Here is a 21,298-nt window from a genome sequence, read left to right as displayed (position 1 = left end):
CCAAACAAAACGTCAATACCTTGGCTATTGCGCTGCGCCGCGACTTGCAACGCCATTTCGTTGACAGCAGACGCACATGAGCGTTGCAGGAAAGCAGCGCTGGCGTTGCCGCATATGGCCGGCCCGCCGCGCCTAATTCCGTCGGGCCAACATAAAGGCCGCCCCCGCGGCCACCAGCGCCGGGACCGCCGCCGCGGCAAACAGCGGCTGCGCCCCCATTTCGCGGGCCAGCATTGCCCCGCCGACCAGCGGCCCCACGATCGAGCCGATGCGGCCGATGCCGAGCGCCCATCCGACGCCTGTCGATCTGATTGCCGTCGGATAGAAGGTCGCCGTCAAGGCGTTCGAGGCGATCTGCCCTCCGACGATGCAGAATCCGGATGCAAAGATCGCAATCGTGACCAGGACGATCGAATGGCTGACCAGCCCGATCGCTGTGACCGCACCTGCGGCGACGAAATAGGTCAACGAAAGCGCGCGGAACGAGAAGCGGTCGATGAAATGGCCGAGCGTGAAGGTGCCGACGACGCCGCCAACCTGCAACATGGCGCCGATCGCGGCGGCGGCCGACACCGAGACGCCGAGATCGTTCAGCACGGTGGGAAGCCAGTTCGACAGCAGATAGAGGTCGAGCAGACTCATGAAGAACACGATCCAGAGCAGCAGAGTTACCCGGCCGCGACCCTCCGCAAACAGATGTGCGACAGGCAGGCCCGCCAGTTTCGGCTCCTGCACCACGAATTTCACCTCGCCGGCGAAGGACGTATTCGGGGCGATCCTTTTCAGGAGATTGCCCACCTCGTGGTCGCGGCCGCCGACCATCGCCAGGAACCGGATCGATTCCGGCAGCGCCTTGAAGAGGAACGGCAGCAGCAGCAGCGGCACGAGGCCGCCGACCAGAAACACCGAGCGCCAGCCGAAGGCGGGAATCAGCGCGGCGGCGAGCAGCCCGCCCAGGGCCGCACCAATCGAAAAGCCCGCAAACATGATCATCACAAGGGTGGCGCGACGGCGATGGGGGCTGAATTCGGAGGTGAGCGCGACGGCGTTCGGCATCGCACCGCCCAGCCCGAGCCCGGTCAGCAGACGTAGAGCGATCAGCCAATTTGCATCGGGCGCGAACACGGTGAGCAAGGTGCCAATGCCGAACACCAGCGTGCTCGCGAGGATGATGCGGCGACGGCCGATCCTGTCGGCCATCGGACCGAAAATCAGCGCGCCGATCATGAGACCGAGAAGCCCGGCGCTGAACACCGGCCCGAGGCTGGCGCGCGCAAGCTTCCATTCCTGCGCCACCGCAGGGGCGACATAGCCGATCGCCTGCGTGTCAAAGCCGTCGATGAACAGCACCGCGGCACACACCAGCAGCACCCGCAGCTGAAAGGCACCGACCGGCTGCCGGTCGACAAAGGCGGGAACGTCGACCGCATCGGATACGACCTCGCCCGTTGCTGTGACGGCCATCTGGGCGCCCTCCCCGGTCATCCCTGCACTATTTTTCTTTCATTAATCTCTTATAGTGAGATTATTGTTAGCGCAAGCGGCGATGATTTCGCTGTTTTGCGGCCTCCCCAAACGCCGATAACACGGTCAAACGCGAAGCTGGATCGCACCGAAATTGGTCAAGGCAAACAGTCAGGATCGGGTCCTTGCCCTGCTCGATCTCTTCACCGAGACACGTCCGCAATGGTCGCCCGAGGAACTCATGACGGAGCTCGGCTACACCAGGCCGACGCTGTATCGCTACCTGAAGAGCCTGAAAGACAGCGGCTTCGTGATGCCGACGCGCAACGGGCGGTTCGCGCTCGGCCCGCGCGTGGTCGAGATGGATTATCTCAGCCGCCGCTCCGATCCGCTGATCGCAACCGCCACGCCACACCTGGAGCGCCTTTCGGCGACGTATCCCGGCACAGCGCTCATCGTGCGCTGGTATGGCGACAAAATGCTGTGTGTAGCCTCGATCGCATCCGCCGCTGCGCCGGCGAGCAGCTATCCGCGCGGCAGACCGATGGCGATGGGACGTGGCGCGATCGCGCGATCGATCATGGCCTTCCTGCCCAAGCAACGCCTCATGCCGCTGGTCACGCGCTACGCCGATGATCTGCGCAGCGTCGGCTTCGGCGACACGCCCGACGACATCCTGGCTGCGCTGAAGCGCGTGCGTCGCGCGGGCGTTGCGGTTGCCTTCGGCGAAGTGACGGCCGGCGCTGTCGGGATTGCCGCGCCGATTCTCGATGCAAGCTACCCGATCGCGAGTCTCTGCATCACGATCGGCGGACAGCATGCCAATGGCGAATTGATCGACCGCATCAGTTCGGAGGTCCGTGACGCCGCCCGGCAGATCTCAGCCGCGGCTGAAGACGATGCTACGTAATCTCATTATTTGAGATTTAACTTGACGAAATGTCGTTCACGCCGCATCTGAACAAACAGTCGCGCCGGGCGCGACGACAGGTACGGGGAAGCGACGTGACACAGGCTCAGGCGAACAACGAGGCGCCCGTCGTGATCGTCGGCGGCGGACCGGTCGGGATGGGCTTGGCGATAGGACTTGGCCAGCGCGGCATCAAGACCATCGTGGTCGAGCGCTATGAGCAGCCGCAGCCGATCCCGAAGGGGCAGAACCTCACGCAGCGGACGATGGAGCATTTCCATTTCTGGGGCGCGGAGGCGGCGCTGCGGGCGGCTCGCACCATTCCACCCGATTATGGCATCGGCGGAATGACCAGCCACGGCACGCTGCTCAGCGGATACAACTACAACTGGCTCCAGCGCGAACTGGTTCGGCCGTTTTACTTCACCGACAATGAGCGCCTGCCGCAATACGCAACCGAAACCGTGCTGCGGCAACGGGCAGCGCAGCTTCCCGCCATCGACCTGCGCTATGGATGGACCTGTCAGGAGGTGCGGTCTGAAGCCGATGGCGTCGTCATCGAAATCGTCAACCGCGAGGGGACGAAGCAGAGCTTGCGTGCCGATTACGTCGTCGGCTGCGACGGCAGCCGGTCAATCGTGCGCGAGCAGGCGGGTATCACCCAGACCCGCGCCGACCACGATCGCCTGATGGTCCTCCTGGTGTTTCGTTCCACCGAATTGCACCGCTTGCTCGGCAGATATCCGGGCAAGTCATTCTACAACGTGCTGCATCCGGACCTCGAAGGTTACTGGAAATTCTTCGGCAGGGTCGATCTTGGCACCACCTGGTTCTTCCACGCCCCCGTCCCCACTGGTACCACCCCCGACAATTTCGATTTCCGGCGCCTGCTTCACGAGGCGGCAGGCGCGGAATTCGACGTCGAATTCGAGCACATCGGATTCTGGGATCTGCGTTTCACGCTCGCCGACAGCTACCGCGCAGGCCGAATCTTCGTCGCCGGAGACGCCGCGCACAGCCATCCGCCCTATGGCGGCTATGGCATCAACAGCGGCTTCGAGGATGCGGTCAATCTGGCGTGGAAGTTCGCTGCAACCGTGCAAGGCTGGGCCCCTGCCGGTCTGCTCGACAGCTACGACGCCGAGCGCCGCCCGGTCTTCGCGTCCACCGCACGCGACTTCATCGAGGCATCGATCTTCCGCGACCGGGATTTTTTGCGGCAGCATGATCCGGCGCGGGATCGGGCGGATTTCGAGGCTGCCTGGCGCGCACGACATTCCGGCGCGCGCGCGGAGGTCAACGCCTTCGAGCCGAACTACGAGGGATCGCCGATCGTATTCGGCCCACCCGGCGGCGTCAGCAGCGCGATCGGCTCGCACACCCATGCCGCGCGCGCCGGCCATCACCTGGCGCCGCAATCTCTGTCGTCAGGCAAGAACGTCTTCGAGGAACTCGGCAGCGGCTTCACATTGATCGATCTGACTGAAAGCACCACCGGAGCGGCATTCGAGCGAGCCGCCGCAGGGCTTGGCATCCCGCTGAAGGTGATCAGGGATACCGCCGCAGACGGCCGCGAAGCATACGAGGCGCAGCTGATCCTGGTGCGGCCTGATCAGTTTGTTGCTTACGCGGGCAATAACGACGGCGCCGAGGCATCAGGGATCCTGATGCGCGCTGTCGGTCGATCCTGACGAGATCGCTTCGGCCGCTGGCACGCCAACGTCAGGCCGCACCGTCGTCGTCATCGCCGGCAGCATCGATGGCTTCCCTCACCTCGACCAGGGCCATCGATAACAAATAGACGGTCGTGGGCAGACCGATCCGGCGCGCCGCCTCGAGGGCACGCGACAGATCGCTCGCCAGCTCCTTGAGATCGTTTCCCCGTGACAATGTCCCGCCTGTCCATCCGCCGATCGCGTCCGCCTAAACCATGATCCGGAAAAGTGCGAAGCGGTTTTCCCTCGCGACATCAGCGGAACGCGTTTGCGCGGAGATCATGCTCAAACAATAACCTAAAGCGCTATCACGATTCGTCCTAACTAATCTCATCGCGCGTTAGACGCGACGGCGCCGCTGGTTCTGATCAATTCGGCGCTGGACTGGACAGTAGCAAAATTGCCGATGACACTCACCACCGACTGCTTGTAGACGGCCGCCTCGCCTGTGACCGGCTGCCAGCAAGCCACGGCATCGTCGAGCACCCGATAGCGGTGGCTCCGATGAAACCCTTCGACCACGGTGGCCAGGATGGTCTCGTCGAGGGAAAAGCCCGTCATCACGCAGCGCACGTGACGTAAGCTGGACATGTGGTCGGCGAAACGCGACGAGCTGTAAGCCGATGGCAACGCGTGCTCGAACGTCATCTCGCCCGGCCGGGGCTTGGCCTCCGCAATCCAATCGGTCAGCCTGGATGACGGATCGAACCAGGCCGCCTCCGCAACCCGTTTCAGATGCATCACCGGCCATAGGTTGCTCCGCCACAGCGCCAGCAATTGAAGGCAGTGCATGATTGCGGTGTCGCTATCGAGAATGACGTGGCGACGCCCCGGGATCAGATATTCTGCCTGGAGGTCCGCACAGACCAGGACCAGCGGATCGTCGTGGGAGACCGGCATTGTCTTGCGCAGAGCTGCACCAGTTTCAGCGGTCAGCGAGCGCGAGGTCGCGCAGCGGCGAGGTCACCGCCCGCCCCGCCGAGGCGTCCAGCACGCCCGGACGATCCCAGTCGCCCTCGGGACGGATGATCACGTAGGGATCGCTGTCCAGCGTGATTGCGTCCGGTCCTGGCTCGATCTCAAGCAGCATCTCCGTGTAGGAGAAGTCCGAGAAGGTGATCTTCCTGTTATGGCCGAGTGGCTTGGCGCCGAAATGAGCCCAGAAGTCCACCAGCCGGTCCTGCGCCTGGCCGTAGATCTTACGGAACCCCTTGCGCTTCACGAAGTCGATGCTGGCCTGCACCAGCTTGAACGAGAGGCGCGAGCGCCGATACTGGTGACGCACCGCAAGCCGTTCCACCTTGGCGAAGTCGCCGAAGAAGCGCACCCGCAAACAGCCCGCCGGCTCGTTGCCGATATAGCCGATGAAATGCGCGGCAACCATGTCATTGCCGTCAAACTCCTCCCCGAACGGGCAATCCTGCTCGGCAAGATAGACTGCTGAGCGAATGGCCGTGACCAGCATGAGGTCGCTCGGATCGCGCGCGAGGCGGATGGTGATCGCACGGGAGTCAGGCTTGGCGAGAGGAATCCTAGTGCCGTGCATCTGAAAAACTCCTTGCTTGGATGATCGCGCCAGGCATGCGCATCGGCTGCCGATGCCACGGTCGCTCGTAACACCAGAGGTCCGGCTGAAAGCTCGAGATCGGCTCGAAGCCCGTCGCCTTCATGATTTCGCGTCCGGCCACGGTTGACGGCTGCGCATAGCAGTCCGCGCCGCGAAACCTTATCTGGCGAAGATGAGCCGCAGCCTTGCCAAGACCGGCGATGCCGCGGCCGGTCGCGGCGATCGCCCAGATGTAGATCGCAGAGACCTCCTCATTCGCCGCGGCCAGATGCCGCGTGTCGGGCGCGCTCAGGCAGATATCGTCGAGCAGCAATGCGTCATGCCCGCGATCGCTAAGGAACAGAAAGGCCATACCGCCGAGCAGAGTGCCGTTCCGGGTGAAGGTCAGGATGCTCTGCGGATCGAAGGTGAAATATCTTGCAAGCTCCACCGCCCCGATCTGCACGCCCGGCACCAGCCGGTGCGCCATATCCGAAAGCGCGCCGATTTCGGAAAAATGCGCGCAGCGGACATCCACCTCGGGGCTGAGCGGCAAGGCATCGAAATCATGCCTCGCGGCAAACGAGCCCCTTTCCATACTCATGTCGTCCCTCTATCGTTATCGTTCAGGGGTTTTGTACGCCGCGACGAGCGGAAGCTTAGCGGTTGGAGATCAGGTGTATGCACCAAGTATTGCACCGGGGTGCTGCAATGATGCAGCACCATGAAGAAGCGCTAAATGCGTCCTGGGACGATTTGAAGCTGTTTTTAGCTTGCGCGAAGTTTAAAAGTTTCCGCAACGCTGCCGAAGAGCTCGGGCTCACCTCCACCACATTGATGCGCAGGATCGACCGGCTCGAAGAGAGCATCGGTTGCAAGCTTTTCCTGCGTGACCAGAGCGGGCTCACGCTCAGCGACGAAGGCACCGCGATGATTGCCGACGTCGCGCACATGGAGCGTCACGCCTTCAACGTCTTCCGCCGCGCCTCACGCGCATCGAACGATACGTCGGGCACCGTGCGCGTCGCGGTGACGGAAGGTCCCGGCAATTTCTGGATTCTGCCGCGGCTGATCGATTTCCAGAAGACCTATCGCAAGATCACCGTCGATTTGCGTTGTGCGATGGAGCAGGCCGACGTCGCACGACTGGAGTCGGACATCGCGATCCAGCTCGAGCCACCGACCAATCCCGATCTCATCGTCGCCAAGCTCGGCCGGTTGCACATCTACCCCTTCGTCTCCAGGGAATATGCGAATCTCTACGGCCTGCCTGCGACGCTGGCCGAATTGCCGAACCATCGCATCATCAAGCAGAGCTCGCCACAGGTCGATGACAGCGCCTATGCGCGCGTGCTCGGGCTCAAATCGCTCGAAGGCATTGTCGGGATCAAGACCAACTCGTCCGTCGGCGTGCTCTACGCGGTCGAGCGCGGCGCCGGCATCGGCTTCCTGCCGACGGTGTCGATCGCGCTCGGCGCGCCGCTCGTCGCTGTCGACCTCGACGTCAGCCACCACGCCGACCTCTGGCTCACCTATCACAAGGAGTTCCGCACCTCCGAGCGGCACAAGATCGTGGTCGACTGGCTGAAAAAGATCTTCGATCCCAAAACCCATCCCTGCTTCCGCAACGATTTCATCCATCCGAACGCGTTGGTACCGATGATGACGGCGGCGCGAGAGGGCTTTGGATTGTCCGGATACGTTGCGGCGACGCCGACATGAGTGGGACGGAGCGGTCCCTTCACCACCGATATTCGAAGCCGACCGTGCCCTGGTGCGATGTCAGCTCGTTGCGGAACTTGCCGTCGTAATTGACATACAGCCGCGCGGTATTGGTCAGGCTGAGCGAGGCCGAGGCGCCAGCGTCCATGCCGTAACGGCTCTCGCCGATGCCGGGGACGATGATGTTCTGGGTCCCGAGGCTGACCTGCACCGAGCCGAGGTCCTGATAAAAATTGTCGACGAACTTGCCGTAGGCCGAGAGGTCCAGGATTTTCCGATCGAAAATGAAGTAACGCCCGACCTCGGCGCCGATCATGACGCGCGCACGCGAGATAGCGCTCGAGCCGACGTTGAGTGGGTCAAGTCCCCCGGCTTCCTGGAATGCCGCGCCAGTGGCGCGCACATATTCGAGCGCGCCCTTGGGCACGATGCGCATCTGATCCTTGGTCCAGTAATAGTTGATCTCGGTGAGCGCACCGTCGACTGTGGCGTGATACCCCGCGACGGCAAGGCCGAAGCCGGTATCACGGCTGGAATGGACCTTGCCGAAACCGTGCACCAGCGCGAAGGCCCAGGTCCATGGTCCCTTGTCGACGGAACCGTTGAAACCGATCTGCGTCAGGTCGAGTGTCGCCGACTGAAGCGCGAGCGGCACGTCGATGTCGGTGTGGCTCTGGTCGACGGAGAAGCCGAGGTTGACGCCTGGCGCGACCCGCGCCCCGAAGCCGGCGACACCGCCGAACGTGGTGCGCTTGTCACCGACGAAATCACCTTGCGGATCGGTGCGGACTGATATGCCGTAACCCTCGAACCAGGTGCGGTAGCGCGGATCCTCCGCGTTCTCCGACGCACCGCCGCCGCCGGGATTGGTGCGGGAGGCCCGGTTGACGCCGTTCGAGGCCTGACCGCCCAGCCGCTCCAGAAAATTCGAACCCAGATTGAGCGTGCTGTTGCCGGCTGACTGGTTGGCATTGGTCGACGTCGTGCCCGGGGACGGCGAAGGGGACGGTGTCGGGGTGGGCGTCGGCGTTGGCGTTGGCGTCGGAGACGAAGTCGGCGTCGGGGTCTGCGCGAAGGCCGCGGTCGCCGGCAGCATCGCAACAACCGCGAGCGTCATGACGATCGCCGTCACGATCCGGCGGACACAGTCCAGCCCGATCGTCTGCCGTATCCCTTGTGGCTGCTGAGTGCAGCACATGACGACTATTCCCGAACCAAAATGGCGGCCCGCAAAAATACAACACGGAGGGCGAGCAGGTGCGACGATTTGTGCTGAACTGCCACGAGGGGTCAACCGGTCCGCGTGCTGTCGCCGGGGTGATTCCTCCAATTGTGGTTCCGCTGCCACAGGTCACAAATTGCGGGCGGCCATTTCCTGCGCAGTCTTGAAGTTTGCACGCAGCTTGCGAGCGCACGGTTTTCGTGTTGGAATATCGTACACAATCGGAATTGGCCGCTCGGCTGTGCGTTTCGCGACAGGCTCAAGACTCGAACAGACTTCCGGAAGCCCGTTTGTGACGTGGCACGCGAAAAGCGGCCGCGTCTTTTTAGTATCTAGCGGAGGAGACTGAGGATGCCACAAAAGGGCACCGTCAAATGGTTCAACCCAACCAAGGGCTACGGATTCATCAAGCCGAACGGCGGCGACAAGGACGTGTTCGTCCACATCTCGGCGGTCGAGCGTGCCGGACTTTCTACCCTTAACGAAAACCAGGTCGTTGAATACGACCTCGTGGAGAACCGCGGCAAGACATCCGCGGAGAACCTCAAGGTTTCCTGATTTCTCTCGAAGATATCAGCGAGAGATCATGACGATGCCCCCGGCTCTGCCGGGGGCATTTGTTTGGGGCGACGAAACGCGAGTGCGCGTCAGGTCGCCACCGGCGCAATCAAGAAATTCTCTGACGCCCCACTCCCCGCGGTCTTGCAGACGTCGCCCTCGATCCTGACCTTGCCGGTCGCAAGCAGGCTCAGCGCCGCGGGATAGATGCGGTGCTCGACTTCGAGGATGCGCTCGGACAGGGTGTCGGCCGTGTCGTGATCGCTGACGGGCACCGCGCCTTGCATCACGATCGGGCCGGCGTCGGTCTCGGGGACCACGAAATGGACTGTCGCGCCAGACAGTTTGACGCCGGCGCGCAAGGCTTGGCCGTGCGGGTCGAGGCCGGGGAATGACGGCAATAGCGACGGATGGATGTTGAGCATCCGCCCGTACCACGCCCTGGCGAACTCGGCCGTGAACAGGCGCATGAAGCCGCCGAGGCAGATCAGCTCGATGCCGTGCTGATCGAGCGCGGCCTGCAGCGCTTTCTCGAACCCGGCGCGATCCTTGCCGAACGGCTTGCTTTCGATCACCAACGTTGTCACGCCGGCCGCCTTGGCCCGTTCGAGCCCGAGCGCGTCAGCCTTGTTCGAGACGACGAGTGAGATCTCCGCCGGGAAATCCGCGGCGCTGGCTGCCTTGATCAGCGCCGACATGTTGGAGCCGCGGCCTGAGATCAGGATGGCGACGCGCCGTTTCATCGCAGCGGCAGTCATCACAGTGCCAGGTCGAGGTGGCCGTTATAGACGACGCGGTGCTCGCCCTCGGCCGGGATCACGGTGCCGAGCTGAGCTACGGTCTCGCCGGCATCAGTGAAGACCCGCACCACCTCATCGACCCTCTCGGGCTCGACAATCGCGACCATGCCGATGCCGCAGTTGAAGGTCCGGAGCATTTCGAGCTCCGCGATGCCGGCTTGGGCGGCCAGCCATTTGAACACCGGCAGCACCGGCAGGCGTGCCAGATCAATGCCGACGCCAAGATTTGCAGGCAGCACGCGCGGAATGTTGTCGGTGAAACCGCCGCCGGTGATATGGGCAAGGCCCTTCACTGCACCGGTCTCGCGGATCGCCCTCAGGCAGGATTTGACGTAGAGCCTCGTCGGCGTCAGTAGCGCGCCGCCGAGCGTCATAACAGGGGCAAATGGCGCCTGCGCCTCGAAGCCGAGGCCGGACTGTTCCACGATCTTGCGCACCAGCGAGAAGCCGTTGGAATGCACGCCCGACGAGGCAAGACCGATCACGGCATCGCCCGCGGCGATGTCCTTGCGCGGCAATAGCGTGCCGCGCTCGGCCGCGCCGACGGCAAATCCGCCGAGGTCGTAGTCGCCGTCCTTGTAGAGGCCGGGCATCTCCGCGGTCTCGCCGCCGATCAGGGCGCAGCCGGACTCGCGGCAGCCCTCGGCGACGCCTGCCACGATGGCGGCGGTGGCCTCCGGGTCGAGCTTGCCACAAGCGAAATAGTCGAGGAAGAACAGCGGCTCGGCGCCCTGCACCACGAGGTCGTTGACGCTCATGGCGACGAGGTCGATGCCGACCCCGCCATGCAGGCCGGTCTCGATCGCGATCTTGACCTTGGTGCCGACACCGTCAGTGGCCGCAACCAGGACGGGGTCCTTGAAGCCGGCCGCCTTGAGGTCGAACAGGCCGCCGAATCCGCCGATCTCGGCATCCGCGCCCGGCCGGGCGGTGGCGCGCACCATCGGCTTGATCAGGTCGACCAGGCGGTTGCCCGCGTCGATATCGACGCCTGAATCGGCGTAAGTGAGGCCGTTTTTGCGGTCGGTCATGCCCGATTTCCAGTGGGTTTGCGGCTGGTTACGTCGAATTCCGGGGATGCGCAATGGCAAGCGTGGCGCCCCGCCCTATACTATGTAGAGATATCAACCGGTTCAGCCTCTTAGAGGTCGGATTCAAGGTCAGGTCGGGTGCCGGGAAGCGCCGTGTGAGTATTCCAAACATTATTACCCTGGGCCGCATCATGCTGGTCCCGATCATCGTTTGGGCCATCGTGTCGAGCCAAATGGAGGTGGCGTTCGCCGTCTTCCTGATCGCAGGCATCAGCGACGCCGTCGACGGCTTTTTGGCCAAGCGCTTCAACATGACCAGCGAGCTCGGCGCCCTGCTCGATCCGCTGGCCGACAAGGCGCTGCTGGTGTCGATCTACCTGTCGCTCGGCATCTGGGGCGACATCCCGCGCTGGATCGTGATCCTGGTGGTATCCCGCGACATCATGATCGTCACTGCGGTGATCGTGTCCTGGCTATTCGACAAGCCGGTCGAGATGAGGCCGTCGAAAGTATCCAAGCTAAACACAGCGGCACAGGTCGCGTATGCGGCGCTGGTGCTGGCCGCCCTCGCCTTCGGCTTCAGGTCGTCGCCGTATGATATAATCCTGATGGGGCTCGTCACGGTGTTCACCCTGTCCTCGGTGTCGCTCTATCTCGTGGAGTGGCTGCGGCACATGAGCACGATCGAAGCCAAATGAGAGGGGTGCGGCCCAGCAAAAGGCCAACTCCCGATCGAATAAGTCCATTCTCGTCAGACATAAGTCCATTCTCGTCAGACAATGCCGGCGCGCCGGTAAGGAGCAAAGCAAGCGTGGCAGGCCGCGTTCATCCCCGACAATTGGCGTTTTCGCTTCCACATGCGGAGAGCCTCAGCCGGGACAATTTCCTCGAGGGCCCAGCCAATGCCGCCGGTCTTGCCCTGATCGACAGCTGGCCGGAATGGCCCAACCGGATCATGTGGCTCGCCGGCCCGGAAGGCTCGGGCAAAAGCCATCTCGCCGCGATCTGGGCCGAGGAATCAGGCGCCCGCTCGACCACAGCCGGCGCCCTGAGTGCCGCCGCCGTCCCCGGCGCGCTTGCGACCGGCGCGCTGGTCGTTGAGGATCTCAAGGCTGGTGATTTTGACGAGCGTGCTCTCTTCCATCTGATGAACCTGGCCCGCGAGGACGGCGCCTATGTGCTGTTCACCGGTCGCGAGGCGCCCGCGGCGGTGGAGGTCGAGCTCCGCGACCTGCGCTCCCGGCTGCGGACGATCCCCGTGATTTCGCTCGCGCCACCGGATGACCAGCTGTTCCGCGGCCTGATCGTCAAGTTCTGTGCCGATCGCCAGCTCACCGTGGACGAGGCTGTCGTGAGCTACCTTGCGACCCGGCTGGAGCGCTCCTCGGCCGCCGCACGGCGCGCGGTGGAACAGCTCGACAGCGAGGCGCTGCGGCTCGGCCGTCCCGTCACAAGGGCGCTGGCCGCCGAGCTGCTTCGGGACGCCTGAGCGCCGGGCCCGCTTGACGCGGCGCGGCGCGGCGGCGGAACATCAATGTCATCGAAACGTCATCGCATTAACACATGCTCCGGCCGGTTTTGCGCATAAGTCGCAAATTGGGGCGAAATGGATGGACCGACTTCTCATGGATTCCGCGCAAGCTGTTGAAACAAAGGAGAAAGCCACGGAAACCGGGGGCTTGCCGGCGATCGCCTCAAGCCCCGAGCGATTCATCAATCGCGAGTTGTCCTGGCTGCATTTCAACCGTCGCGTCCTGGAGGAATCGGTCAACCCCAGCCACCCCATGCTGGAGCGGGTGCGATTCCTGTCGATCTCAGCCAATAACCTCGACGAGTTCTTCATGGTCCGCGTCGCCGGCATCAAGGCGCAGGTCCGCGAGGGCATTGCCGAGCGTGCCCCTGACGGGCTGACCCCGTCCGAGCAGCTGGCGCTGATCAACCGCACGGTTTCGCAACTTGCCAGTGATCAGCAGGCGATCTGGCGTGAGTTGCGCGGCACGCTGGCCGACGTCGGCATCGCGCTGGTCGACGGTAAGGACGTCACCAAGGCGGAGCGAACCTGGCTCGAGGAGTATTTCCTCAACAACGTGTTCCCGCTGCTGACGCCGCTGGCGATCGATCCGGCCCACCCCTTCCCGTTCATCCCGAGCCTCGGCTTCACCATCGCACTCCAGCTGACGCGCGAGGCTGATGGCAAGCCGATGAACGCGCTGATCCGCATGCCCGGCAAGATCGACCGCTTCATCCGCCTGCCGGCCGAGAGCAAGGTCCGCCTGATCTCGCTGGAGCAGGCCACCAGCCTGTTCATCAACCGCCTGTTCCCCGGCTACAGTCTCCACGGCCAGGGCGCCTTCCGCATCATCCGCGACTCCGAGCTCGAAATCGAGGAAGAAGCCGAAGACCTCGTCCGCCTGTTCGAGACCGCGCTGAAGCGGCGTCGCCGCGGATCGGTGATCCGGCTTGAGATCGACGCCAAGATGCCGGAAGAACTGCGCAACTTCGTGCAGCACGCGCTGTCGGCGGCCGACGACGAGGTATTCCTGGTCGACGGCGTGCTTGCCATGAACGAGCTGTCGCAACTCACCCGGCTCGACCGGCCTGATCTCGAATTCACCCCTTACGTGCCGCGCCATCCCGAGCGCGTGCGCGAGCATGGCGGCGATATCTTCGCGGCTATCAGACAAAAGGACCTGATCGTCCATCATCCTTACGAATCCTTCGACGTGGTGGTGCAATTTCTCCAACAGGCCGCGCGCGATCCCGACGTCGTCGCGATCAAGCAGACGCTCTACCGCACCTCCAACAACTCGCCGATCGTGCGCGCGCTCGCCGAAGCTGCCGAAGCCGGCAAGTCCGTCACCGCGCTGATCGAGTTGAAGGCGCGCTTCGACGAAGAAGCCAACATCCGCTGGGCGCGCGACCTCGAACGGGCCGGCGTGCAAGTCGTCTACGGCTTCCTCGAATTGAAGACGCACGCCAAGCTCTCGATGGTGGTGCGCCGCGAGGGCGGCAGCCTCACCACTTACGTCCATACCGGCACCGGCAACTATCATCCGGTCACCGCGCGTATTTATACCGACCTGTCCTACTTCACCTCGGAACCAACCATCGGCCGCGACGCCGCGCGCGTGTTCAACTTCATCACCGGCTACGCCGCGCCGAGTGATCTGGAAAAGATGGCGGTGTCGCCGCTGACCTTGCGCAAGCGCATCATCGAGCACATCCAGGGCGAGACCGAGCACGCCCGTCACGGCAAGCCCGGCGCGGTCTGGATGAAGATGAATGCGCTCGTCGATCCTGATATCATCGATGCGCTTTATGAAGCCTCACAGGCCGGCGTGCAGGTCGAGCTCGTGGTCCGCGGTATCTGCTGCCTGCGCCCCGGCATTCCCGGCCTGTCGGAGAATATCCGCGTCAAGTCCATCATCGGACGATTCCTGGAACACGGCCGAATCTATTGCTTCGGCATGGGCCAGGGCCTGCCGAGCGCGAAAGCGGCTGTGTATATCTCGTCGGCGGATATGATGCCGCGCAACCTCGACCGCCGGGTCGAGGTGCTGTGTCCGCTGCAAAATCCGACGGTGCATCAGCAGGTTCTCGAACAGATCATGGTCGCCAATCTCAAGGACAACGAGCAGAGCTGGCAATTGTTGCCGGACGGGTCCTCAACGCGTATGAAGGCCGCGAAGGGCGAAGAGCCTTTCAACGTGCACAATTACTTCATGACAAATCCGAGTCTGTCTGGCCGTGGAAAGTCGCTCAAGGAATCCTCGCCGCGCCGTCTCACGCGCCGGAACGAACGCCATCAGTCCTGACCGGAGATCCTCGCCTTGAAACGGCCGCGCAAGCGTGGCGCTAGCGTCGCGGTCATCGACATCGGCTCCAACTCGGTTCGTCTCGTCGTCTACGAGGCGCTGGCGCGGAGCCTGATTCCGATCTTCAATGAAAAGACGCTGTGCGGCCTCGGGCGCGAGGTGCAGAGCACGGGCCTGCTCGCGCCTGACGCCGTCGACAAGGCGCTGACGTCGCTGAAGCGCTTTCGCGCGCTGTGCCGCGTGATGCAGGTCGGCCGCGTGTTCGCGATCGCGACCGCCGCCTGCCGCGATGCTTCCAACGGCCCCGACTTCATCGCAAAAGCCGAGCGCATCTGCGCCGTGAAGATCGAGATCCTCTCGGGACCGCGCGAAGCAAAGCTGTCGGCGCTCGGTGTGATCTCCGGTATTCACCGTCCCGACGGCATCGTGGGCGATCTCGGCGGCGGCTCGCTCGAACTGATCGACGTACGCGGCAACAGCGTGCGCAGCGGCGTGACGCTGCCGCTCGGCGGCCTCGCGCTCCAGGACCTCGCGCACAAATCGCTGAAGCGCGCCGATCGCATCGTGCGCGAGGCGATTGACGAGGTCGACCAGCTCGCCACCGGTCGCGGCCGCACCTTCTACGCCGTCGGCGGCACCTGGCGCGCGCTTGCGCGCATCCACATCATCCAGAGCGGCTATCCGCTGCAGGTGATGCACGGCTATTCCATACAAGCGGCCGAGGCGCTCGATTTTGCCCGCCGACTGCGGCGCCTCGCCGCCGCCAACATGCTCGCCGACATCGAGGTCGTCGCGGATGCGCGGCGCCCGCTCCTCACCTACGCAGCACTCGTGCTCGAGCACATCATCCGCGTTGCTAAGCCGAAGACCATCGTGTTCTCGACCTTCGGCGTGCGCGAAGGCCTGCTGCACGAGAAGCTGCCGGAGTCCGAGCGCAACAAGGACGGGCTGATCTGCGCGGCGGAGGAGCTCAACCAGCTGCTGTCGCGCTCGGCCAAGCACGCCCGTGAGCTGATCGCCTGGACCGATCACCTCGCGCGCGTGGTGAAGCTGCGCGAGACCGAGGAAGACCGTCGCCTGCGCCATACTGCCTGCCTTCTGTCCGACATCGGCTGGCGCGTCCATCCCGATCATCGCGGCGAGCAGACGCTGAGCCTCGTGGTCAACGCCAATTTCGGAGCGATCGACCATCGCGAGCGCGCCTTCATCGGCCTGTCGGTATTCTATCGCTATGCTGGCCTCAGCGAAGAGAACCAGCCGCCGCTGACCGTGCAGGAATTGCTGACGCCGGCCCAGCTCGAGCGCGCCCGCCTGCTTGGCGCGGCCTTCCGCGTCGCGCATCTGATCTCGGCGGCGCGCCCGGGCGTACTGCCCGCCACGCATTTCCGCAGCCATGGGCGCAAGCTGATGCTGGTGTTCGAGCACAGGTTAGGTGATCTCGTCGCCGACCGCGTCGGCAGCCGCTTCAAGCAGCTCGCCCGCCTGATCGGACGATCGGGGTCGATCGTGCGGCGGTAGATTTCACTCGGCAGACGCCTTTCTTACTCGGCAGACGCCTTGGCATGCGCCTCGGAGGCTTCGAGCGCAGCGGCATGCAGGCTGCGCCGGCGCCAGATCGCGCCGACCAGCAGCACGACGACGACGCCGAGGGCGGCGCAGAGATATTCAGCGCCATCTCCGCCGTGGGCGAATTGCGGCGGGATATGCAGAGTGCCGAGCATCCGGTCCAGCGAGGCGCCGAACGGACCTTCGGAGAGCGAATGCAGCTTCGGCTCTACCCCGGGATCGGTCGCGATCACCTCGCCGGCGATCCAGCCGAGCAGCGCCGCGCCGGCCCACACCAGGATCGGCAGTTTTGCGAGCAGTGCCATGATCAGCGCAGCGCCCGCGACAATCAGCGGCACCGAGATGGCGAGACCGAGCACCAGCAGCGGCACGCTGCCATTGGCGGCGGCGGCGACCGCGATGACATTGTCCAGACTCATGATGATGTCGGCGACGACGACGATCTGCACCGCCTGCCACAGATGCGAGGCGGATTCGACGTCCTCCTCCTCGTTCTCAGGCACCACCAGCTTGGCCGCGATCACGATCAGTGCGAGGCCGCCGACCAGCTTCAGATACGGCAGCGCCATCAGGCTAGCGACGATGCCGGTGAAGATGATCCGCAGCAGCACCGCGGCGCCGGCGCCGAGCACCATGCCCCACAGCCGGTGCCGCGGCTTGAGGCCGCGGCAGGCAAGCGCGATCACCAGCGCGTTGTCGCCGGAGAGCAGGACGTTGATCCAGATGATCTTGCCGACCGCGATCCAGAAGGTCGGCTCGGCCATCTCATTGCGGAACTGGGTGAAGAATGCCCCGATCGTGGCGGGATCGAAGATCTGCCCGAGCCAGTTCACAATGAGTCCCCTGTCGACCTAACCTGCCGGCTGGTTAGCCGACGATCTCGTTGCCCGAGAAGAACTGCGCGATCTCGATCGCGGCGGTCTCCGGAGCATCCGAGCCGTGAGCCGAGTTCTCGCCGATCGACTTGGCGTAGAGCTTGCGGATGGTGCCGTCGGCCGCCTTGGACGGATCGGTCGCGCCCATGACGTCGCGGTACTTGGCGACGGCGCTCTCGCCTTCCAGCACCTGAACGACGACCGGGCCCGAGGTCATGAACTCGACGAGCTCGCCGAAGAACGGGCGGGACTTGTGGACGGCGTAGAAGGTCTCGGCCTGTTCCTTGGTCATGCGGATGCGCTTCTGCGCGACGATGCGCAGGCCCGCCTTCTCGATCACGGCGTTCACGGCGCCGGTCAGGTTACGCGCGGTGGCGTCGGGCTTGATGATCGAGAAAGTGCGTTCGATGGCCATGATCTTGTCCTTGAAGAGAAAAAGCGTGGTTCGGAGTTGCGGGGCTTATATCGGCGCCTTCGCGATCCGGCAAGCGAGTGGCGGATCCGCCTCACGGGCGCTTCGCCGCAGACGGAAGCCCTGAACCGGGCCGGATTCCAGCATGGATTACAACGATTTCACCCAGATGAACCCAATCTGAAGGCGCTGTCAGGGTTTGGTTCAGCCTCGCTGGCGTATCGTCGGCGCCATCGAAACCAAGCCTCCTTGCCGAGGCGGATCGTTTCGGCGGCCTTTCCATCGACGCGATAGCCCCGCGCCGGCAGTTTTGAGGAGATCATCATGTTGAGGAAACTTTCGCTCGCTGCAGTCGCCGCGGTCGCCCTGGGTGCCGCGCTCGCTCCCACCTCCGCCTCCGCTCACTGGCATGGCGGCTGGGGCTGGCATGGCGGCGGCTGGCATCACGGCTGGGGCTGGGGCGGACCGCGCTTTTATGCCTATGCCCCTGTCTCCTACGGCTATGGCGGCTGCTATGTGCGCCGGCTGGTCCCGACCCCCTGGGGACCCCGCTGGCGGCTGATCAACCGCTGCTACTGAGCCCGACAGCACATTTCTGAATACGTGAGGTACTGTTCCCCCTGCGGTACCTTCCAAGGAGAGGCCCCGGTGTCCCCCCGCCGGGGCCTTATCTTTTTTGGGCAGATACAGCGAATTCATACAATTTTTACTAGAAGGCCAGTCATCCCCAAGGCCTGGCGAAACCATTTGGAGGCCAATGACTTGGTAGGGTGTCGTTACTTTAGATACTGGGAACCCCGAGATGGCTGGCCTCCTTGCCAATGACAGCGAACAGATCGACCGGCGCACCAGCCGCTCGATCTGCGATGCCGTGGGCGAGCGGCTTCAGCAGAGCCTCCGACCCGAGTCGCGGCTCCCGACCCATCTCGAGCAGCTTTTGAACGAGCTGAGGAAGCGCGACCTCGATACGCATTGACGAAAAAATCGGGTTGCGTTTGATCCCGCCTGCGGTGACAAGGCCGCATGCTCACCATCACCGACCTCTCCGTCCGTCTCGCCGGACGCCTTCTGATTGACAGCACCTCCGTGCAGATCACGCCCGGCGCGCGGGTCGGCATGGTCGGGCGCAACGGCACCGGCAAATCGACGCTGTTCAAGGTGATCCGCGGCGAGCTTTCGGCGGAGCACGGCTCGGTGAGCCTGCCGCCGCGCTGGCGCGTCGGCAGCCTGGCGCAGGAAGCCCCGAACGGACCGGAAAGCCTGATCTCGGTCGTGCTTAAGGCCGACATCGAGCGCGAAGCGCTGCTCGCAGAGGCCGACACCGCCACCGATCCGCACCGGATTGCCGAGATCCAGACCCGGCTCGTCGACATCGACGCCCATTCGGCGCCGAGTCGCGCCGCCGCGATTCTCTCGGGCCTCGGCTTTTCCGCCGCGGACCAGCTGCGTCCCTGCGCCGAATTCTCCGGCGGCTGGCGCATGCGCGTCGCGCTCGCCGCGACGCTGTTCGCGGCTCCCGACCTGTTGCTGCTCGACGAGCCCACCAACTATCTCGACCTCGAAGGCACGCTGTGGCTGGAGGACCACCTCGCGCATTATCCGCGCACGGTGATCGTGATCAGCCATGACCGCGACCTCCTGGAAAGTTCGGTCGACCAGATCCTGCATCTGGAGCGCGGCAAGCTCACGCTCTACAAGGGCGGCTACTCCTCTTTCGAGGAGCAGCGCGCCGCGCGCGAGCTGCTCGATGCCAAGGCCGTCAAGCGGCAGGAGGCCGAACGCGCCCGCCTGCAGGCCTTCGTCGACCGTTTCAAGGCCAAGGCGTCGAAGGCGCGTCAAGCGCAGTCTCGCGTGAAAATGCTGGAGCGGCTGAAGCCGATCACGGCGCTGGTGACCGAGGACGTGCGCGAGATCACCTTTCCGGCTCCTGAGAAATTGCTGTCGCCGCCGATCATCGCCGTCGACAACGTGTCCGTCGGTTACGATCCCGCCATGCCGGTGCTCTCCCGCGTGACGCTGCGCATCGACAATGACGATCGCATCGCGCTTCTCGGCGCCAACGGCAACGGCAAGTCGACGCTGGTCAAGCTGCTCGCGGCGCGGCTTGCCCCCTTCTCCGGCAAGGTGACGCGCGCCGACAAGCTGTCGATCGCCTATTTCGCGCAGCATCAGCTCGACGAGCTGAACGAGGACGCCTCGACTTACGATCACGTCCGCAAGCTGATGGGGAACGATGCACCCGAGGCCAAGGTGCGCGCCCGCGCCGGCGCGATCGGCTTTTCCGGCAAGGCCGCCGACACCAAGGCGGGAAAGCTCTCGGGCGGCGAGAAGGCGCGGCTGCTGCTGGGGCTCGCCACCTTCTTCGGCCCAAACATGATCATCCTGGACGAGCCGACCAACCATCTCGACATCGACAGCCGCGCTGCTCTTGCCGAAGCCATCAACGAGTTTCCCGGCGCGATCATCATGGTTTCGCACGACCGCTATCTGATCGAGGCCTGCGCCGACCAGCTCTGGATCGTCGCCGACCGCACCGTGACCACTTACGACGGCGACCTCGACGAATATCGCCGCCTTGTGCTGTCCGCGCGCAATGCGGAACCGGCTCCGCGCGAACGCAGCTCTCAAATCGAAAAGCCGCAGCGCCCGAAGTCGGACAATCGCGGCTCGCTGAAGAAACGCATCGCGGAGGCCGAGGCCGAGATCGCCCGCGTCACCGAGATCATCGCCAAGATCGACACTGCGCTCGCCCTCCCCGACATTTTCACGCGGGATCCCAAGCAGGCCGCGCAATTGTCGAAGGCCCGCGCCAACGCCGCCGACGCGCTGGCGCGCGCGGAAGAGCAATGGCTCGAGGCGAGTGCGCAGTTCGACGAGGCGGCGAGCTAGACCAAAACTGTAAAACAACCCCATGCACAGTACAGGTGTCACGATACCTCAGCGATCCCATCGGTAATTGTTGGGCAATCTGCTCCCGTACCGAGCCTCGATCACGCCCCGGTCGGATTGAAGACCGGGCTGTTACGTTGGCGCGGGATGCGCACGCCGCGCCGGGCCAGGTCGCGCAACTGCACGAACATCATCGCCGTCATCAATGCGTCGTTGAACGCATCATGCTGTCCGAGCGGCGGAATACTGAGGTCGCCCAGCATCGCGGCGAATGACAGATCGACCGAGGTGTTGGGCGGCGCGTCGCCGTATTTGCGGTCGTAATAAAGCCGCGACACTTCGATGCGTTCGTTGGGCAGCTCAATTCCCACCAGCGGCAGGATGTACTTGTCCAGCATGGCGATATCGAAGTCGACATAGTAGCCGATCAGCGGGCGCGGCCCGATGAAATGCAGAAGGCTCGGCAGCACCTTCCAAACGATCGGCGCGGCCTCGACGTCGGACCGGCGCAGATGGTGAATCCTGATCGCCTCTGCTCCGAGCTCCCTGTCGGGATGGATGATGGCTTCGAAACGCGCGCTGGTCAAAATCCGATTGCCACGGATCTTGATCGCGGCGATCGCGACAACGTCGTCCGTTCGTACGTTGAGACCCGTGGTCTCGCAATCGATGACGACGAACTCGTCGTCAGGGGCACGGCCGAACATGAAGCGGTAGGATTGGTCGCTCAGGGTGGCCTGGTGCAACAGTCGCTTGATCGCGCGAGGCAGCAT

At 63.9% G+C, this 21,298-nt stretch carries 22 protein-coding genes; 11 read left to right on the top strand and 11 right to left on the bottom strand.

Annotated elements, in window-relative coordinates; all coding sequences use genetic code 11:
- Window positions 1–132: 132 nt before the first annotated feature.
- A complete protein-coding gene (locus tag XH98_RS10935; RefSeq protein WP_271618590.1) occupies window positions 133–1,464 on the bottom strand; it encodes an MFS transporter in 1,332 nt (443 codons plus the stop codon).
- Window positions 1,465–1,618: 154 nt separating this feature from the next.
- On the opposite strand from XH98_RS10935, the gene XH98_RS10930 reads away from it, so the two are divergent.
- Together XH98_RS10930 and XH98_RS10925 are read left to right on the top strand one after the other, a co-directional pair.
- A complete protein-coding gene (locus XH98_RS10930; RefSeq protein WP_271618589.1) occupies window positions 1,619–2,374 on the top strand; it encodes an IclR family transcriptional regulator in 756 nt (251 codons plus the stop codon).
- A gap of 95 nt (window positions 2,375–2,469) precedes the next feature.
- The gene (locus XH98_RS10925; protein ID WP_271618588.1) at window positions 2,470–4,065 is read left to right on the top strand and encodes an FAD-dependent monooxygenase; all 1,596 of its coding nucleotides are present in this window, start codon (window positions 2,470–2,472) and stop codon (window positions 4,063–4,065) included.
- A 31-nt stretch (window positions 4,066–4,096) separates the two neighbouring features.
- On the opposite strand, the gene XH98_RS10920 is transcribed toward XH98_RS10925, so the two are convergent.
- From XH98_RS10920 to XH98_RS10905, 4 genes are all read right to left on the bottom strand, one after another.
- Window positions 4,097–4,264, bottom strand: coding sequence for a hypothetical protein (locus XH98_RS10920; protein WP_271602996.1), 168 nt, complete (start codon window positions 4,262–4,264; stop codon window positions 4,097–4,099).
- Between the two features lie 155 nt (window positions 4,265–4,419).
- The gene (locus XH98_RS10915) at window positions 4,420–4,989 is read right to left on the bottom strand and encodes an isochorismatase family protein (RefSeq protein WP_271618587.1); all 570 of its coding nucleotides are present in this window, start codon (window positions 4,987–4,989) and stop codon (window positions 4,420–4,422) included.
- Window positions 4,990–5,014: 25 nt separating this feature from the next.
- Window positions 5,015–5,635 (bottom strand): GNAT family N-acetyltransferase, encoded by a 621-nt coding sequence (locus XH98_RS10910; protein WP_271618586.1) that lies wholly within the window; start codon window positions 5,633–5,635, stop codon window positions 5,015–5,017.
- Entirely contained in the window at window positions 5,622–6,239 is a 618-nt protein-coding gene (locus XH98_RS10905; protein ID WP_271618585.1) for a hypothetical protein, read from the bottom strand. The genes XH98_RS10910 and XH98_RS10905 overlap by 14 nt, the downstream gene beginning before the upstream one ends.
- Window positions 6,240–6,316: 77 nt before the next feature.
- On the opposite strand from XH98_RS10905, the gene XH98_RS10900 reads away from it, so the two are divergent.
- Entirely contained in the window at window positions 6,317–7,357 is a 1,041-nt protein-coding gene (locus XH98_RS10900) for a LysR family transcriptional regulator (RefSeq protein WP_271602999.1), read from the top strand.
- Between the two features lie 19 nt (window positions 7,358–7,376).
- On the opposite strand, the gene XH98_RS10895 is transcribed toward XH98_RS10900, so the two are convergent.
- Window positions 7,377–8,555 (bottom strand): autotransporter outer membrane beta-barrel domain-containing protein, encoded by a 1,179-nt coding sequence (locus tag XH98_RS10895; protein ID WP_271618584.1) that lies wholly within the window; start codon window positions 8,553–8,555, stop codon window positions 7,377–7,379.
- 375 nt (window positions 8,556–8,930) lie between these two features.
- Here XH98_RS10895 and XH98_RS10890 point away from each other — a divergent pair, with 375 nt between their 5' ends.
- Complete coding sequence (locus XH98_RS10890) at window positions 8,931–9,137, top strand: cold-shock protein (RefSeq protein ID WP_057757870.1); 207 nt, start codon at window positions 8,931–8,933, stop codon at window positions 9,135–9,137.
- An 89-nt stretch (window positions 9,138–9,226) separates the two neighbouring features.
- Here the strand turns inward: XH98_RS10890 and purN are convergent, their stop codons facing one another.
- Window positions 9,227–9,880 (bottom strand): phosphoribosylglycinamide formyltransferase, encoded by a 654-nt coding sequence (purN, locus tag XH98_RS10885; RefSeq protein WP_271603001.1) that lies wholly within the window; start codon window positions 9,878–9,880, stop codon window positions 9,227–9,229.
- Window positions 9,881–9,894: 14 nt separating this feature from the next.
- Entirely contained in the window at window positions 9,895–10,968 is a 1,074-nt protein-coding gene (gene purM / locus XH98_RS10880) for a phosphoribosylformylglycinamidine cyclo-ligase (protein ID WP_271618583.1), read from the bottom strand.
- Between the two features lie 155 nt (window positions 10,969–11,123).
- Here purM and XH98_RS10875 point away from each other — a divergent pair, with 155 nt between their 5' ends.
- The 4 genes from XH98_RS10875 (at window position 11,124) to ppx (ending at window position 16,301) form a co-directional block, all read left to right on the top strand.
- Window positions 11,124–11,666 (top strand): CDP-alcohol phosphatidyltransferase family protein, encoded by a 543-nt coding sequence (locus tag XH98_RS10875; RefSeq protein ID WP_057757879.1) that lies wholly within the window; start codon window positions 11,124–11,126, stop codon window positions 11,664–11,666.
- 113 nt (window positions 11,667–11,779) lie between these two features.
- Entirely contained in the window at window positions 11,780–12,457 is a 678-nt protein-coding gene (locus tag XH98_RS10870; RefSeq protein ID WP_057757882.1) for a DnaA ATPase domain-containing protein, read from the top strand.
- Between the two features lie 136 nt (window positions 12,458–12,593).
- Window positions 12,594–14,783, top strand: a complete 2,190-nt coding sequence (locus XH98_RS10865; RefSeq protein WP_057757885.1) for an RNA degradosome polyphosphate kinase — start codon at window positions 12,594–12,596, stop codon at window positions 14,781–14,783.
- 15 nt (window positions 14,784–14,798) lie between these two features.
- Window positions 14,799–16,301: an exopolyphosphatase gene (gene ppx / locus XH98_RS10860; RefSeq protein ID WP_271618582.1), complete on the top strand. Its 1,503-nt coding sequence runs from the start codon at window positions 14,799–14,801 to the stop codon at window positions 16,299–16,301.
- Between the two features lie 23 nt (window positions 16,302–16,324).
- Here the strand turns inward: ppx and XH98_RS10855 are convergent, their stop codons facing one another.
- Complete coding sequence (locus XH98_RS10855) at window positions 16,325–17,182, bottom strand: TerC family protein (RefSeq protein ID WP_271603004.1); 858 nt, start codon at window positions 17,180–17,182, stop codon at window positions 16,325–16,327.
- 34 nt (window positions 17,183–17,216) lie between these two features.
- Window positions 17,217–17,639 carry a nucleoside-diphosphate kinase gene (gene ndk, locus XH98_RS10850; protein ID WP_271603005.1) on the bottom strand — a complete coding sequence of 141 codons (423 nt, stop codon included), beginning with the start codon at window positions 17,637–17,639 and terminating at the stop codon, window positions 17,217–17,219.
- 321 nt (window positions 17,640–17,960) lie between these two features.
- Between ndk and XH98_RS10845 the strand changes: the two genes are divergently transcribed.
- The 3 genes from XH98_RS10845 to XH98_RS10835 all read left to right on the top strand — a co-directional run bounded on the left by XH98_RS10845 (window position 17,961) and on the right by XH98_RS10835 (window position 20,525).
- Entirely contained in the window at window positions 17,961–18,215 is a 255-nt protein-coding gene (locus tag XH98_RS10845) for a sulfur globule protein precursor (RefSeq protein ID WP_220003506.1), read from the top strand.
- Window positions 18,216–18,438: 223 nt separating this feature from the next.
- Window positions 18,439–18,612 (top strand): hypothetical protein, encoded by a 174-nt coding sequence (locus XH98_RS10840; protein ID WP_271603006.1) that lies wholly within the window; start codon window positions 18,439–18,441, stop codon window positions 18,610–18,612.
- Window positions 18,613–18,659: 47 nt separating this feature from the next.
- Window positions 18,660–20,525, top strand: a complete 1,866-nt coding sequence (locus tag XH98_RS10835) for an ABC-F family ATP-binding cassette domain-containing protein (protein WP_271618581.1) — start codon at window positions 18,660–18,662, stop codon at window positions 20,523–20,525.
- A 101-nt stretch (window positions 20,526–20,626) separates the two neighbouring features.
- Here the strand turns inward: XH98_RS10835 and XH98_RS10830 are convergent, their stop codons facing one another.
- Window positions 20,627–21,298: a 3'-5' exonuclease gene (locus tag XH98_RS10830; RefSeq protein WP_271603008.1), complete on the bottom strand. Its 672-nt coding sequence runs from the start codon at window positions 21,296–21,298 to the stop codon at window positions 20,627–20,629.

This window comes from Bradyrhizobium sp. CCBAU 51745 (genome assembly GCF_028128715.1).
Taxonomy (GTDB): Bacteria; Pseudomonadota; Alphaproteobacteria; order Rhizobiales; family Xanthobacteraceae; genus Bradyrhizobium; species Bradyrhizobium manausense.
This window is presented reverse-complemented; position numbering and strand designations above follow the sequence as displayed.